At 66.9% G+C, this 16,091-nt stretch carries 11 protein-coding genes and 1 tRNA gene; 1 reads left to right on the top strand and 11 read right to left on the bottom strand.

What is annotated here, in order from left to right:
- Positions 1 to 173 precede the first annotated feature (173 nt).
- The 11 genes from PUR53_RS08415 to PUR53_RS08465 all read right to left on the bottom strand — a co-directional run bounded on the left by PUR53_RS08415 (position 174) and on the right by PUR53_RS08465 (position 14,515).
- Positions 174 to 4,073 (bottom strand): DNA-directed RNA polymerase subunit beta', encoded by a 3,900-nt coding sequence (locus PUR53_RS08415; protein WP_329907879.1) that lies wholly within the window; start codon positions 4,071 to 4,073, stop codon positions 174 to 176.
- Between the two features lie 94 nt (positions 4,074 to 4,167).
- Positions 4,168 to 7,653, bottom strand: a complete 3,486-nt coding sequence (gene rpoB / locus PUR53_RS08420) for a DNA-directed RNA polymerase subunit beta (protein ID WP_329895736.1) — start codon at positions 7,651 to 7,653, stop codon at positions 4,168 to 4,170.
- A 605-nt stretch (positions 7,654 to 8,258) separates the two neighbouring features.
- On the bottom strand, positions 8,259 to 8,642 hold the full coding sequence (gene rplL / locus PUR53_RS08425; protein ID WP_045559440.1) for a 50S ribosomal protein L7/L12: 384 nt from the start codon (positions 8,640 to 8,642) through the stop codon (positions 8,259 to 8,261).
- Between the two features lie 115 nt (positions 8,643 to 8,757).
- Positions 8,758 to 9,288 (bottom strand): 50S ribosomal protein L10, encoded by a 531-nt coding sequence (gene rplJ / locus PUR53_RS08430; protein ID WP_239756712.1) that lies wholly within the window; start codon positions 9,286 to 9,288, stop codon positions 8,758 to 8,760.
- Positions 9,289 to 9,585: 297 nt separating this feature from the next.
- Complete coding sequence (locus tag PUR53_RS08435; protein WP_329907880.1) at positions 9,586 to 10,491, bottom strand: hypothetical protein; 906 nt, start codon at positions 10,489 to 10,491, stop codon at positions 9,586 to 9,588.
- Between the two features lie 80 nt (positions 10,492 to 10,571).
- Positions 10,572 to 11,441: a hypothetical protein gene (locus PUR53_RS08440; RefSeq protein WP_329907882.1), complete on the bottom strand. Its 870-nt coding sequence runs from the start codon at positions 11,439 to 11,441 to the stop codon at positions 10,572 to 10,574.
- Between the two features lie 203 nt (positions 11,442 to 11,644).
- A complete protein-coding gene (rplA, locus tag PUR53_RS08445; protein WP_329895733.1) occupies positions 11,645 to 12,370 on the bottom strand; it encodes a 50S ribosomal protein L1 in 726 nt (241 codons plus the stop codon).
- A gap of 99 nt (positions 12,371 to 12,469) precedes the next feature.
- A complete protein-coding gene (gene rplK / locus PUR53_RS08450; RefSeq protein ID WP_005481290.1) occupies positions 12,470 to 12,904 on the bottom strand; it encodes a 50S ribosomal protein L11 in 435 nt (144 codons plus the stop codon).
- 190 nt (positions 12,905 to 13,094) lie between these two features.
- Entirely contained in the window at positions 13,095 to 13,964 is an 870-nt protein-coding gene (nusG, locus tag PUR53_RS08455; RefSeq protein WP_329895732.1) for a transcription termination/antitermination protein NusG, read from the bottom strand.
- A 76-nt stretch (positions 13,965 to 14,040) separates the two neighbouring features.
- Entirely contained in the window at positions 14,041 to 14,328 is a 288-nt protein-coding gene (gene secE, locus PUR53_RS08460) for a preprotein translocase subunit SecE (RefSeq protein ID WP_033528314.1), read from the bottom strand.
- Positions 14,329 to 14,442: 114 nt separating this feature from the next.
- Positions 14,443 to 14,515 (bottom strand) — tRNA-Trp (locus PUR53_RS08465).
- A gap of 251 nt (positions 14,516 to 14,766) precedes the next feature.
- Between PUR53_RS08465 and PUR53_RS08470 the strand changes: the two genes are divergently transcribed.
- On the top strand, positions 14,767 to 15,993 hold the full coding sequence (locus PUR53_RS08470) for a pyridoxal phosphate-dependent aminotransferase (RefSeq protein WP_329907883.1): 1,227 nt from the start codon (positions 14,767 to 14,769) through the stop codon (positions 15,991 to 15,993).
- The last annotated feature ends 98 nt before the right edge of the window (positions 15,994 to 16,091 follow it).

The raw sequence follows: 16,091 nt of genomic DNA on the forward strand, positions 1-16,091 counted from the left end.
CCCTCCATGATGCGACAACGCACGCCGCATGGCATCGGTTCCCCGCACCGCTTCTGTCCCGGTTCTGCCACACCGAACATCCGTACGCCCGCGCCGGGCACCCCGGACGGAACGCCGAAGGGCGGCCACCCGAAGGTGACCGCCCCTCAACTCAAGCAACTGCAACCGCTCGCCTACTGGTTGTACGGACCGTAGTCGTAGTCCTCCAGCGGGACGGCCTGGCCGGAGCCCGTGCCGAACGGCGAGTAGTCGATGTCGTCGTAGCCGACGGCCGAGTACATCGCGGCCTTGGCCTCCTCGGTCGGCTCCACCCGGATGTTGCGGTAGCGGGACAGACCCGTACCGGCCGGGATGAGCTTACCGATGATGACGTTCTCCTTGAGGCCGATGAGGCTGTCGGACTTGGCGTTGATCGCCGCGTCCGTCAGGACTCGGGTCGTCTCCTGGAAGGAGGCGGCCGACAGCCAGGATTCCGTCGCCAGCGAGGCCTTGGTGATACCCATCAGCTGCGGACGACCGGAGGCCGGGTGACCGCCCTCCTGGACCACACGACGGTTCTCGGTCTCGAACTTCGAGCGCTCGACCAGCTCACCGGGCAGCAGCTCGGCGTCGCCGGACTCGATGATCGTCACACGGCGCAGCATCTGCCGGATGATGATCTCGATGTGCTTGTCGTGGATCGACACACCCTGCGAGTTGTAGACCTTCTGGACCTCGCCGACCAGGTGGACCTGGACGGCACGCTGACCCAGGATGCGCAGCACGTCGTGCGGGTTGGTGGCACCCACGGTGAGCTTCTGGCCCACCTCGACGTGCTCGCCCTCGCTCACCAGCAGACGGGCACGCTTCGAGATCGGGAACGCCGTCTCGTCGCTGCCGTCGTCCGGCGTGATGACGATCTTCTTGGTCTTCTCCGTCTCCTCGATGCGGACGCGACCGGCCGCCTCGGAGATCGGCGCGACACCCTTGGGCGTACGGGCCTCGAAGAGCTCGACGACACGCGGCAGACCCTGCGTGATGTCGTCACCGGCCACACCACCGGTGTGGAAGGTACGCATCGTCAGCTGGGTACCGGGCTCACCGATGGACTGGGCGGCGATGATGCCGACCGCCTCACCGATGTCGACCAGCTTGCCGGTGGCCAGGGAGCGGCCGTAGCACATGGCACACGTACCGACCTTGGACTCACAGGTCAGGATCGAGCGGGTCTTGACCTCCTCGACACCGTGGTGCACGAGCTGGTCGATGAGCACGTCGCCCAGGTCCACGTTGGCCGGCGCGATCACCTTGCCGTCGATGACGACGTCCTCGGCGAGCATGCGGGCGTAGACGCTGGTCTCGACGTCCTCGGCCTTGCGCAGGACCCCGGTCTCGTCCTCCGAGGCGATCCGCAGCTTCAGACCGCGCTCGGTGCCGCAGTCCTCCTCGCGGATGATGACGTCCTGCGAGACGTCCACCAGACGACGGGTCAGGTAACCCGAGTCGGCGGTACGCAGGGCGGTGTCCGCCAGACCCTTACGGGCACCGTGCGTGGAGATGAAGTACTCCAGCACCGACAGACCCTCACGGAACGAGGCCTTGATGGGACGCGGGATGGTCTCGTTCTTCGCGTTCGACACCAGACCACGCATACCGGCGATCTGCCGCATCTGCATCATGTTTCCTCGGGCACCCGAGTCAACCATCATGAAGATGGGGTTCGTCTTGGGGAAGTTCGCGTTCATCGCCTCGGCGACCTCGTTGGTCGCCTTGGTCCAGATCGCGATGAGCTCCTGCGTGCGCTCTTCCTTGGTGATCAGACCGCGCTCGTACTGCTTCTGGACCTTCTCGTCCTGCGCCTCGTACCCGCGGACGATCTCCTTCTTCGCCTCGGGAACGACGACGTCGGAGATGGCCACGGTGACACCGGAACGGGTCGCCCAGTAGAAGCCGGCCGCCTTCAGGTTGTCGAGCGTCGCCGCCACGATGACCTTGGGGTAGCGCTCGGCGAGGTCGTTGACGATCTCGGAGAGCTGCTTCTTGCCCACCGAGTAGTCGACGAACGGGTAGTCCTCGGGCAGCAGCTCGTTGAAGAGCGCACGGCCCAGCGTGGTCTTCAGCCGGAAGCTGTCACCCTGCTGCCACTCCGGCTCGCCCTCCTCGCGCTCCGGCGGGGTCCAGCCGCGCGGCGGGATGGTGCCCACCGGGAAGCGGATGTCCACCGCGGACTGCAGCGCGAGCTCGTCGGCGTCGAACGCCATGATCGCCTCGGCCGTGGAAGCGAACGAACGCCCCTCGCCCTTGGTGTCACGGAGCTCGCCGTCGGTGGTGAGGAAGAACAGACCGAGGACCATGTCCTGGGTCGGCATCGTCACCGGACGGCCGTCGGCGGGCTTGAGGATGTTGTTCGAGGACAGCATCAGGATGCGGGCCTCGGCCTGCGCCTCCGCGGAGAGCGGCAGGTGGACGGCCATCTGGTCACCGTCGAAGTCCGCGTTGAACGCGGTGCAGACGAGCGGGTGGATCTGGATGGCCTTGCCCTCGACCAGCTGCGGCTCGAAGGCCTGGATGCCGAGGCGGTGCAGGGTGGGAGCACGGTTCAGCAGCACCGGGTGCTCGGCGATGACCTCTTCGAGGACGTCGTACACGACGGTGCGGCCGCGCTCCACCATGCGCTTGGCGCTCTTGATGTTCTGCGCGTGGTTGAGGTCCACGAGCCGCTTCATCACGAACGGCTTGAAGAGCTCCAGCGCCATCGCCTTCGGCAGACCGCACTGGTGCAGCTTCAGCTGCGGACCGACGACGATCACCGAACGCGCGGAGTAGTCCACACGCTTGCCGAGCAGGTTCTGACGGAATCGACCCTGCTTGCCCTTCAGCATGTCGCTGAGGGACTTCAGCGGGCGGTTACCGGGACCGGTGACCGGACGACCACGACGGCCGTTGTCGAACAGCGCGTCGACGGCCTCCTGGAGCATGCGCTTCTCGTTGTTCACGATGATCTCGGGCGCGCCGAGGTCGAGAAGCCGCTTCAGACGGTTGTTCCGGTTGATCACACGGCGGTACAGGTCGTTCAGGTCGGAGGTCGCGAAGCGGCCACCGTCCAGCTGCACCATCGGGCGGAGGTCCGGCGGGATGACCGGCACGCAGTCGAGCACCATGCCCTTGGGGCTGTTGCTGGTCTGCAGGAACGCGGAGACGACCTTGAGGCGCTTGAGCGCACGGGTCTTCTTCTGGCCCTTGCCGGTGCGGATGATCTCGCGGAGGCGCTCGGCCTCCTCGTCCAGGTCGAAGGACTCCAGGCGCTTCTGCAGCGCCGCGGCACCCATCGAACCGTCGAAGTACGTGCCGAAGCGGTCACGCAGCTCGCGGTAGAGGAGCTCGTCGCCCTCCAGGTCCTGGACCTTGAGGTTCTTGAACCGGGTCCACACCTCGTCGAGACGGTCGATCTCGCGCTGCGTACGGTCGCGCAGCTGCTTCATCTCGCGCTCGGCACCTTCGCGCACCTTGCGGCGCACGTCGGCCTTGGCGCCCTCGGCCTCCAGCTCGGCCAGGTCGGTCTCGAGCTTCTTGGCGCGGGCCTCCAGGTCGGCGTCCCGACGGTTCTCGATCTGCTGCCGCTCGACGGAGACGTGCGCCTCCAGCGAGGGCAGGTCACGCGTACGGCGCTCCTCGTCGACGTACGTGATCATGTACGCCGCGAAGTAGATGACCTTCTCCAGGTCCTTCGGGGCGAGGTCGAGCAGGTAGCCCAGCCGCGACGGAACGCCCTTGAAGTACCAGATGTGGGTGACGGGAGCGGCGAGCTCGATGTGGCCCATCCGCTCACGGCGCACCTTGGCGCGCGTGACCTCGACGCCACAGCGCTCACAGATGATGCCCTTGAAGCGGACGCGCTTGTACTTGCCGCAGTAGCACTCCCAGTCCCGGGTCGGACCGAAGATCTTCTCGCAGAAGAGTCCGTCCTTTTCGGGCTTGAGCGTGCGGTAGTTGATCGTCTCGGGCTTCTTGACCTCGCCGTGGCTCCACTGACGGATGTCGTCAGCGGTGGCCAGACCGATCCGGAGCTCGTCGAAGAAGTTGACGTCGAGCACTATGCGTCAATCCCTCTCAGGGTTGTAAGTCATGGGGTCTGATACGGGGGTCCTGGGGCCGGCGGCCTTCATGGCGAAGGCCGCCGAACTCCCGTCAGACCTCTTCGACGCTGCTCGGCTCGCGCCGGGACAGGTCGATGCCAAGCTCCTCCGCAGCGCGGAAGACATCCTCGTCGGTGTCGCGCATCTCGATGGACATGCCGTCCGAGGACAGCACCTCCACGTTGAGGCACAGGGACTGCATCTCCTTGATGAGCACCTTGAAGGACTCGGGGATGCCGGGCTCAGGAATGTTCTCGCCCTTGACGATGGCCTCGTAGACCTTCACGCGGCCGGTCACGTCGTCGGACTTGATGGTCAGCAGCTCCTGGAGGGCGTACGCGGCGCCATAAGCCTCCAGCGCCCACACCTCCATCTCACCGAAGCGCTGGCCACCGAACTGGGCCTTACCACCCAGCGGCTGCTGGGTGATCATCGAGTACGGACCGGTCGACCGGGCGTGCAGCTTGTCGTCAACCAGGTGGTGCAGCTTGAGGATGTACATGTACCCGATCGAGATCGGGTCCGGGAACGGCTCACCGGAGCGGCCGTCGAACAGCCTCGCCTTACCGGTCGGCTGCACCATGCGCTCGCCGTCGCGGTTCGGGATGGTGTGCTGGAGCAGGCCGGCCAGCTCGTCCTCGCGGGCACCGTCGAAGACCGGGGTCGCGACGTTGGTGCCGGGGGCGACGGAGTCGGCGCCGATGACCTGCAGACGCTTCGCCCAGTCCTCGCCGAGGCCGGAGACGTCCCAGCCGCGGCTGGCGAGCCAGCCGAGGTGGATCTCCAGCACCTGTCCCGGGTTCATTCGGGACGGCACACCCAGCGGGTTGAGGATGATGTCGACCGGGGTGCCGTCCTCCAGGAACGGCATGTCCTCGATCGGCAGGATCTTGGAGATGACACCCTTGTTGCCGTGACGGCCGGCGAGCTTGTCACCGTCCGTGATCTTGCGCTTCTGCGCCACGTAGACACGAACCAGCTGGTTCACGCCCGGCGGCAGCTCGTCGCCCTCCTCACGGTCGAAGACGCGGACGCCGATGACCTTGCCGATCTCGCCGTGCGGCACCTTCAGCGAGGTGTCACGGACCTCACGGGCCTTCTCACCGAAGATCGCGCGGAGCAGGCGCTCCTCCGGGGTCAGCTCGGTCTCACCCTTGGGCGTGACCTTGCCGACCAGGATGTCGCCGGCGACGACCTCGGCACCGATGCGGATGATGCCGCGCTCGTCGAGGTCGGCGAGGACCTCCTCGGAGACGTTCGGGATGTCCCGGGTGATCTCCTCCGGGCCGAGCTTGGTGTCACGGGCGTCGACCTCGTGCTCCTCGATGTGGATCGAGGAGAGGACGTCGTCCTGCACGAGGCGCTGCGACAGGATGATCGCGTCCTCGTAGTTGTGACCCTCCCACGGCATGAACGCCACGAGCAGGTTCTTGCCGAGGGCCATCTCGCCGTTCTCGGTGGCCGGACCGTCGGCCAGGACCTGGCCCTCGATGATCCGGTCGCCCTCGTTGACGATGACCTTCTGGTTGACCGAGGTGCCCTGGTTGGAACGGGCGAACTTGGCCAGGCGGTACGTGATGTACGTGCCGTCGTCGTTGGTGGTGGTGATGTAGTCCGCGGAGACCTCCTGGACCACACCCGCCTTCTCGGCCTTGACCACGTCGCCGGCGTCGACGGCGGAGCGGTACTCCATGCCGGTGCCGACGAGCGGGGACTCGCTCTTGATGAGCGGCACGGCCTGACGCATCATGTTCGCGCCCATGAGGGCACGGTTGGCGTCGTCGTGCTCCAGGAAGGGGATCATGGCGGTCGCGACCGACACCATCTGGCGCGGCGAGACGTCCATGTAGTCGACGTCGTCACCGGGGACGTAGTCGACCTCGCCGCCACGACGGCGGACCAGGACGCGGTTCTCGGTGAAGCGCATGTCGTCGTCGAGCGTGGCGTTGGCCTGCGCGATGACGAAGCGGTCCTCTTCGTCGGCCGTCAGGTAGTCGACCTCGTCGGTGACGATGCCGTCGGTGACCCGTCGGTACGGCGTCTCCACGAAACCGAACGCGTTGACGCGGCCGTAGGAGGCGAGCGAGCCGATCAGACCGATGTTCGGGCCTTCGGGCGTCTCGATCGGGCACATGCGGCCGTAGTGCGAGGGGTGCACGTCACGGACCTCGAAGCCGGCCCGCTCACGGGACAGACCACCGGGACCCAGCGCCGAGAGACGACGCTTGTGCGTCAGACCCGACAGCGGGTTGTTCTGGTCCATGAACTGCGACAGCTGGCTGGTGCCGAAGAACTCCTTGATGGAGGCGACGACCGGCCGGATGTTGATCAGGGTCTGGGGCGTGATCGCCTCGACGTCCTGGGTCGTCATGCGCTCGCGGACGACTCGCTCCATACGCGCCAGACCCGTACGGACCTGGTTCTGGATGAGCTCGCCGACGCTGCGCAGACGACGGTTGCCGAAGTGGTCGATGTCGTCGGTCTCGACGACGATCGTCTGGCCGTTGTCCGCGGCCGTCTCGGTCTCGCCCGCGTGCAGCTTCACCAGGTACTTGATCGTCGAGATGACGTCCTCGACGGTCAGGACGCCCGCGTCGAGCGGAGCCTCCGCACCCAGCTTCTTGTTGACCTTGTAGCGGCCGACCTTCGCGAGGTCGTAGCGCTTGGGGTTGAAGTACAGGTTCTCCAGCAGCGTCTGCGCGGCCTCACGCGTGGGGGGCTCGCCCGGACGCAGCTTGCGGTAGATGTCGAGCAGCGCGTCGTCCTGCCCCTGGGTGTGGTCCTTCTCCAGGGTGGCGCGCATGGACTCGTACTCGCCGAACTCCTCCAGGATCTGCTCGGTGGTCCAGCCGAGTGCCTTGAGGAGGACGGTCACGGACTGCTTGCGCTTGCGGTCGATGCGCACACCGACCATGTCGCGCTTGTCGATCTCCATCTCCAGCCAGGCACCCCGGGACGGGATGATCTTGGCGGAGAAGATGTCCTTGTCGGACGTCTTGTCGATGGAGGAGTCGAAGTAGACACCCGGCGAACGGACCAGCTGCGACACCACGACACGCTCGGTGCCGTTGATGACGAAGGTGCCCTTGTGGGTCATGAGCGGGAAGTCGCCCATGAAGACCGTCTGGGACTTGATCTCGCCGGTCTCGTTGTTGGTGAACTCGGCGGTGACGAAGAGCGGGGCCGCGTACGTGAAGTCGCGGTCCTTGCACTCGTCGATGCTGTTCTTCGGCGGCTCGAAGCGGTGGTCGCGGAACGTCAGCGACATCGACCCGGAGAAGTCCTCGATCGGGGAGATCTCCTCGAAGATCTCCTCCAGACCGGACTTGGTGGGGACGTCCTGTCCGTTCTCCAGAGCCTCCTCGACCCGACTCTGCCAGGCGGTGTTGCCGAGCAGCCAGTCAAAGCTCTCGGTCTGCAGCGCGAGCAGGTTGGGAACCTCGAGAGGCTCCTTGATCTTTGCAAAAGAGATGCGCAGCGGGGCGGTGCTGGCGGCGGGGTTCGTATTCGCGGTCGAGGCGTTGCGCGAGGCGGCCAAGAGGGGGTCCTTCCGAGGGCTCGGACTCACTACGCGCGTACCGGCCCCCTCGACCGGGCGCGGAGATGGAAAGCCCCAGTTGAGGGACGTTCAATCGTCGGTGCTCGAGCGAGGGCATGCCCCTGGTGACGGGCAGGAGGCAGCTAACAGGCAGCGCAAAGGGTCAGTGTAGCCAGTTGGCCCACTGATGTCCAGTGCGGGTTTACGGACCCTCGGAAACCCTCGTTGTTCCTCAACGCCTGCGGCAAGCCACGCCCTCGATGCACATCGATACTGCCCTCTTCGCCGTCGATCCATGCCTCGGAGTTCGGATCCGTGTGACGACGCGTCCTGAGAATTGCGCGCTGCGTGCAGTTCGTCAAGGCCCCCCATGCCCGAACCAGATGCTGCGATCGTCACTCGCGGCCGGTCACCAGGGGTGCTCGGAGGCACGACGAAGATCACCATACTCGCCGCCACCGACAGTGCAAGGCAGCCGTCACTCGACGTCCCCGAACGCCGAAAGGCGACCACCCACATGGGTGATCGCCTTTCAGTGCGTCCGCGTTACAGCCCCACGTCGGGGGCCGTGTGCGAGCAGCGGGTCCGGTACGGACCCGTGGGCCTTACTTGACCTCGACGGAGGCGCCGGCGCCCTTGAGGGACTCGGCGGCCTTCTCCGCGGCCTCCTTGGCGACCTTCTCGAGAACGGGCTTCGGGGCGCCGTCCACGAGGTCCTTGGCCTCCTTCAGACCCAGGGAGGTCAGCTCACGCACGACCTTGATGACCTGGATCTTCTTGTCGCCGGCACCCGTGAGGATGACGTCGAACTCGTCCTGCTCCTCAGCGGCCTCGGCCGGGGTGCCGGGGACGGCGGGGCCGGCAACGGCGACGGCCGCGGCGGCGGTGACGTCGAACTTCTCCTCGAAGGCCTTCACGAACTCGGAGAGCTCGATGAGGGTCATCTCCTCGAACTGCGCGAGCAGGTCTTCCTGGCTGAGCTTCGCCATGATGGGCGATCCTTCCACTAATTTCGGCAGGTGCCGGATGTATCGATACGGCGGGCGTACTTACGGCCCGCTACGACCCGCGCCTCAGACGGCGCGGATCAATGCGCGAGCCGAATTACTCGGCACCGCCCTGCTCGGCCTGCTTGGCACGAAGCGCGTCCACGGTGCGGACGAGCTTCGACGGGAGCGCCTGGAAGACCTGAGCAGCCTGGGTCTGCTTGCCCTTGAAGGCGCCCGCCAGCTTGGCGAGCAGAACCTCGCGGGACTCGAGGTCCGCAAGCTTCTTGATCTCGTCGGCGGACAGAGCCTTGCCGTCAAGGACACCGCCCTTGATGACGAGGTTCGGGTTGTCCTTGGCGAAGTCACGAAGACCCTTCGCCGACGTCACCGGGTCACCGGTGATGAAGGCAACCGCCGTCGGACCGTTGAACAGGTCGTCGAGCGTCGAGATCCCGGCCTCGTTGGCCGCGATCTTGGTCAGCGTGTTCTTCACCACGGCGTACTGGGCGTCTTCACCGAGCGAACGGCGCAGGTTCTTGAGCTGCGCCACGGTGAGACCCCGGTACTCGGTCAGCACGGCGGCGTTCGAGCTACGGAACTGCTCCGTGAGCTCGGCCACCGCGGCAGCCTTGTCGGGCCTTGCCATAGAGCGTCGGCCTCCTTCCGGGTGATGAGGACCGCTCGGAAGGGGCCGAGAACAAACGAAACGCCCCGGCGCAGGCGCACGGGGCGTAGCTCGACCGGACGAATTCCGTACGATCACGGAACCGGACCAGGAGCAACTTCCACAGTCACCTGCGCGGGTCGTCCGCTGTTCAGCGGATCCTTCGGCCACCGCGCCCTCTTGCAAGCGCACGGCAACGACCAGCGGTCTTTGGCTTCTCCGGAAGGTTAGATGACACACGGCGTGTCAAGCAAATCCGCTCCCTGAGGGCGGCGGCACTCAGCCCTCTCCCGCCCCGTCCACCCGCTCCGCGAGGTCGACGGTGTCCTCGGCCGGCGGGGTCTCGACGGTCACCGGCCGATCGAAGTCAAGAAGGGTGACGGTCAGGTCGAGCGGGCCCGTGTCGACCATCCGCCCGTCCTTCAGGGCCTCGGTCTCCCCCCGGAGCCGGTACCGCTTGGCCCGGCCGTCGTCGTCGACCCACAGGTCCATGGTGAGCGTCTCCTCGATGTCCAGCATCATGAACTGGTCGAGGCTGGTCGTCCGCAGCTCCCGGGTCGCCTTGTCCCGGGCGGCCGTCTGGGCGTCCCGCAAGCTGTTCCAGGTGACCGTTCCCCGGTAGTGCGTGGTCCCGCTCCCGTCGACCGTCCCGGTACCGACCTTGCGGACCTTCTTCGCGCCGGTCAGGAGTGTGGACTGCGCGAGAGGGCTCGCCTCCAACGCGGTGGGCAGGACGCGGTACGTGTTGTTCTCCGCGCCGCCCCGCCCCCACACGGCCGGCCCGACGCTGATCCACTCCTTGTCCGCCGGGGCGCCGATGGCGGCCGGGTCCCCCTCGGCGTAGAGCACCCCGTCGGCGAACCGCAGGTCCATGGGCTCGCCCTCGCTCGCGCCCAGCCCGGTCACATCCATGCGCATCGCGGTCGGCCGAGCGGTCATCGCCGCCTCGACCCGCATCTTCCCGTGCTCCGGCAGGGTGCCGGTCACCCGGTACCGCAGCGACGCGACCTCCGTGGTCCGCTCGGCGGCCCGGGCCACGGCCTCGGCGGGCGTCTTCGGCGGTGTCTCCGCCTCCGCCTCCGAGCCGCAGCCGGTTGCTCCGCCGAGCAACGCGGCCACGACGGCGACGCCGACGGCTCCGCGGCGACGTACGGAGCCTGCGGAGCCGTGCACGGCAAACCTCATGTGTCCCCCTGGTCCCTCACGCCCCACCTCTGTGGGACGGCTGGACACTAGCGCCGCCCGGGCGTGGCTGTCCCCCGAATTCAGCTCGTCGGCAGGGTCCTCATCAGGTCCTTGTAGTCGACCGTCTCGGCGGCCGGCGGCTCCTCGGTGGAGACGTCGACGCCGTAGTCGCTGTAGTGGACGGTGGAGTTCACCGTGCCGTTCGCGGTGGCGGCCTTCTCGACCTTCTTGACGAGCAGGTCGTCCTCGTCGATCCAGAGGTCGATGTCGACGGTGGTGATGCCGGCCGCCTCGAGCTGCTCCTCCAGTTCGGCCCGCATCTCCTCGCCGAGGTTGGCGTTCCGCTCCTGGAGGTCGGCGACGCTGACGGTGCCCGCGTAGTGCGTGGTCGACTCCCCGCGCACGTCCTCCTCGCCGACCTTCTCGACATCGCCGGAGGCCAGCAGGAGCCGTACGGACTGGTTCGGCGTGACGCTCTTGAAGTGCTCCTGCACATAGGCGCCGGAGGCCCCGCCGATCATCTCGTCCATGTCCTCGTACGCGTACCTGATCCACCGCTTGCCGCCGTACTGCCCGGCGAACAGGTCGCCCATGTCCGCGTAGTAGGCGTCGGGCAGATAGCGGGCCTCGGTCGAGGTGATGCCGAGGCGGCGCATCTGCTCGGCCGCCTGGCCGCCGGTGTAGGTGATGGTCATGGTGCCGTCGAGGCCGTCGGCCCAGTCGACCTCGCCGTCCGCCTCGATGGACATCAGCTCGCCGAGGTCGCCGGTGGACTCGATCCTCGACGAGTCGGCGTCGCGGGTGGACGCGTCCGCGAGCTTCAGCGCCGCGAGCGGATCGCCCCCGCCGCCCCCACCCGAGTCCGGGGAGCCGCAGGCCACCACCCCCGTCAGCGCGGCCACCACCGCGAACGACACAGCCGTACGGCGACACGTGGTCGTCCTGGTCATCCGTCCCCACCCCCAGGGAGATTCACCGTGCTCCGCACACCAGGGCAGCACATTCACGCGCGTATGCCCACCCGTACGCCGGAAAGACCCGCACAGGACCCGTATGCCCGTATGCCGGAAAGGGACGAGCCCCGCACCTCGAAAGGTGCGGGGCTCGTCCTAGGGCTGTGCGTCCGCGACGCGGCTGCCGGTGAGCGTCAGGCTCAGACGGCGGCCGGGTCCTCCTCGACGAGGAGGTTGCGGGTGCGGTTGGAGTCGACCGGAATGCCGGGGCCGATCGTGGTGCTGATCGCGGCCTTCTTGATGTAGCGACCCTTCGCGGCCGACGGCTTCAGACGGAGGATCTCCTCCAGCGCCGCGGCGTAGTTCTCCACCAGCTTGGTGTCGTCGAACGACGTCTTGCCGATGATGAAGTGCAGGTTCGAGTGCTTGTCGACGCGGAACTCGATCTTGCCGCCCTTGATGTCGTTGACGGCCTTCACGACGTCCGGGGTCACGGTGCCGGTCTTGGGGTTCGGCATGAGACCACGGGGACCGAGCACGCGGCCGAGGCGGCCGACCTTGCCCATGAGGTCCGGGGTGGCGACGACGGCGTCGAAGTCCAGACGGCCCTTCGCCACCTCGTCGATCAGTTCGTCGGAGCCGACGATGTCGGCGCCGGCGGCGGTCGCGGCCTCGGCACGGTCACCGGTCGCGAAGACCAGGACCCGGGCGGTCTTACCGGTGCCGTGCGGGAGGTTCACGGTGCCACGAACCATCTGGTCGGCCTTGCGCGGGTCGACACCCAGACGGAAGGCGACCTCGACGGTGCCGTCGAACTTGGACGTGGAGGTCTCCTTGGCGAGACGGACGGCCTCGAGCGGGGCGTAGAGCTTGTCCCGGTCGACCTTGGCGTCCGCAGCGCGGAGAGACTTGCTGCGCTTGCTCACAACTGCTCCTGTGTGTTCTGAAAGGAGTCGTGGTGTACGGGCCGAGCAGGCCCTGCCACGTGCGGCTTCGCGAGCCGCAGGATTCTACGAAGGTGGGACTCAGCCCTCGACCGTGATGCCCATGGAACGGGCGGTGCCGGCGATGATCTTCGACGCGGCGTCCAGGTCGTTGGCGTTCAGGTCGGGGAGCTTGGTCGTGGCGATCTCACGGACCTGCGCCTCGGTGATCTTGGCGACCTTGGTCTTGTGCGGCTCGCCGGAGCCCTTCTCGACACCCGCGGCCTTGAGGATCATCTTCGCGGCCGGCGGCGTCTTGGTGACGAAGGTGAAGGAGCGGTCCTCGTAGACCGTGATCTCCACCGGGATCACCCAGCCACGCTGCGACTCGGTCGCGGCGTTGTAGGCCTTGCAGAACTCCATGATGTTGACGCCGTGCTGACCGAGCGCGGGGCCGACCGGCGGGGCCGGGTTCGCCGCACCGGCGTTGATCTGGAGCTTGATGAGCCCCGTGACCTTCTTCTTCTTGGGAGGCATTACTCTCCGGGTCCTTTCGGTTCGAGTGCGCCCTCATCCGGTTCGCGGCCAGATGAAGGCATACCGCACAACGATAGCGGGTACAGATGCGCGGCCAAAAACCGAGCAGGTCAGACAAGCTGCGGACAGCTCGCCTGACCTGGTCGGAAGCGTGGGTTACGGCGCTCCGATGAACTCAGTCCCTCAGGACTCAGTTCTTCTGGATCTGGTCGAACGACAGCTCGACCGGGGTCTCGCGGCCGAAGATCTCCACGAGGCCCTTGACCTTCTTCGAGTCCGCGTTGATCTCGTTGATGGTCGCCTGCAGCGTGGCGAACGGGCCGTCCGTGACGGTGACCGAGTCGCCGACCTCGAAGTCCAGCACCTGGACCTCGACCTTGCGGGCGGGCGCCGGCTTGCCCTCGGCCTCGGCGGCCTCACGGGCGGCCTTCTCCTCGGCCTCCGGCGCGAGCATCTTGACGATCTCGTCCAGGGTCAGCGGGTACGGGTCGTAGGCGTTGCCCACGAAGCCGGTGACGCCGGGGGTGTTGCGGACGACGCCCCAGGACTCGTTCGTCAGGTCCATGCGGACGAGAACGTAGCCGGGGAGCTTGTTCTGGCGGATCGTCTTGCGCTCGCCGTTCTTGATCTGCGCGACCTCTTCCTGCGGCACCTCGGCCTGGAAGATGAAGTCCTCGACGTTCAGCGAGACGGCGCGCTGTTCGAGGTTGGTCTTCACGCGGTTCTCGTAACCGGCGTAGGTGTGGATCACGTACCACTCGCCGGGCAGGGTGCGCAGTTCCTCACGGAGGGCCTGGACGGGGTCGACCGGCTCGGTCTCCTCCTCGACGGCCTCGTCGGCCGCCTCGTCCTCATCCTCGTCGGCGTCCGCGTCGTCGGAGTCGTCCTCGACGTGCAGGGCCTCTTCCTCGGCCGGCTCCCCCGCCTCGGCCTCGGCAGTCTCGAACTCGTCGACGCCGTCCTCGGAGTCTGCTCCCTCGACGATGTCGAGTTCGTCATCCACGGACTCGGCACCTTCACCGCGAGGCTCCATGGCGTCCTTCAGGTTCGGGTCAGACACGTGGCTGCTTCTTCCTGGATCATGGGGGTGGAACACGCGAAAGGGGCGCCAGGTAACGGCGCCCTTCGCTCTCGGCTCAGCCGAAGACGTACTTGGCGGCCTTGTCGAGGCCGAAGTCAATCACAGTAACAAGACCGATCATGATGACGACGAAGACGATGACCACCGTGGTGTAGGTCGTCAGCTGGGAGCGGGTCGGCCAGACGACCTTCCGCAGCTCCGCGACGATCTGGCGGTAGAAGAGCGCGAGGCGCTTCAGCGGGCCCTTCTTGGCGCGCTTGCCGCCCTTGCGGGTCTTCTTCTTGTCCTCGGGCACCTCGTCCTGGGCATCAGGCGTGTCGATGGAGCCCACGGCGTCCGTCATTCATCCTCACCTGATTCCGGTCCGGGTCGTGGCCGTGCCGCGCCCGGTCTGAGCCGCACGGCGGAACATTGCTGTACGTACATGCGCACACATCCTGGCGTGAGGAGTGTGTAGCAGGGCCGGAGGGACTTGAACCCCCAACCGCTGGTTTTGGAGACCAGTGCTCTACCAATTGAGCTACGACCCTTTGCGGTTCTCCCCCAACGTACCGCATCCGACCGGGTGCTCAGTGTGCACCTGGAGGGCGCGGCCGGTGAAGGCCAACGAGGAGAGAGCATACGTGGTCCGAGGCCTGTCGTCGAACAGAAAGCGTCCGGTGGGGCGTTGCCCGTCGAAGATCGACTGTTTCCGGCCGCGGATACGGACGGTTGTTCCGTTGCTGTTCAGTCTGTGAAACCCGCGTGCCCGGCGCGTTTCCTGTCTGAAACGATGGGGGCCATGAGCGCTGCAACCCCTCCCACCGAGCGCCGGGTCTCCGCGCGCATCGGCTCGATCTCCGAGTCCGCCACCCTCGCCGTGGACGCCAAGGCCAAGGCCCTCAAGGCCGCCGGGCGCCCGGTGATCGGCTTCGGCGCCGGTGAGCCCGACTTCCCGACCCCGGACTACATCGTCGAGGCGGCCGTCGAGGCCTGCAAGAACCCGAAGTACCACCGCTACACGCCGGCCGGTGGTCTGCCCGAGCTGAAGGCCGCGATCGCCGCGAAGACCCTGCGTGACTCCGGCTACGAGGTCGACGCGTCGCAGGTCCTCGTCACCAACGGCGGCAAGCAGGCCATCTACGAGGCGTTCGCCGCGATCCTCGACCCGGGCGACGAGGTCATCGTCCCGGCGCCGTACTGGACGACGTACCCGGAGTCGATCCGTCTCGCCGGCGGTGTCCCGGTCGAGGTCATCGCCGACGAGACCACGGGCTACCGGGTCTCCGTCGAGCAGTTGGAGGCGGCCCGCACGGAGAACACGAAGGTGCTCCTCTTCGTCTCCCCCTCCAACCCGACCGGCGCGGTCTACACGCGCGCGCAGGTCGAGGAGATCGGCCGCTGGGCCGCCGAGAAGGGCCTGTGGGTCCTGACCGACGAGATCTACGAGCACCTGGTCTACGGCGACGCCGAGTTCCACTCGCTGCCGGTGGTCGTCCCCGAGCTGGCCGACAAGACCATCGTGGTCAACGGTGTCGCGAAGACGTACGCGATGACCGGCTGGCGCGTGGGCTGGGTCATCGGCCCCAAGGACGTCGTCAAGGCCGCGACCAACCTCCAGTCGCACGCCACGTCGAACGTCTCCAACGTGGCGCAGGTGGCCGCGCTGGCCGCAGTCTCCGGCGACCTGTCGGCCGTGGAGAAGATGAAGGAGGCCTTCGACCGCCGCCGCAAGACGATCGTGCGGATGCTCAACGAGATCGACGGCGTGTTCTGCCCGGAGCCCGAGGGTGCGTTCTACGCCTACCCGTCGGTGAAGGAGCTGATCGGCAAGGAGATCCGCGGCAAGCGCCCCCAGGACACGGTCGAACTGGCCGCGCTGATCCTGGAGGAGGCCGAGGTCGCGGTCGTCCCCGGCGAGGCCTTCGGCACCCCCGGCTATCTGCGTCTGTCGTACGCCCTGGGTGACGAGGATCTCGTCGAGGGTGTCTCCCGCGTACAGAAGCTGCTGGCGGAGGCGACGGACTGAGGTCCACAGCCTTCGGGGGCCACATCGGGATTTCCCGATGTGGCCCCTTATTCATATGTGCGAGCAAGACCACGTTCGAGGATTCCGCTTCCGGGACG

Origin of the sequence: Streptomyces sp. SP18BB07, assembly GCF_036322545.1 — a bacterium.
GTDB lineage: Bacteria > Actinomycetota > Actinomycetes > Streptomycetales > Streptomycetaceae > Streptomyces > Streptomyces deccanensis.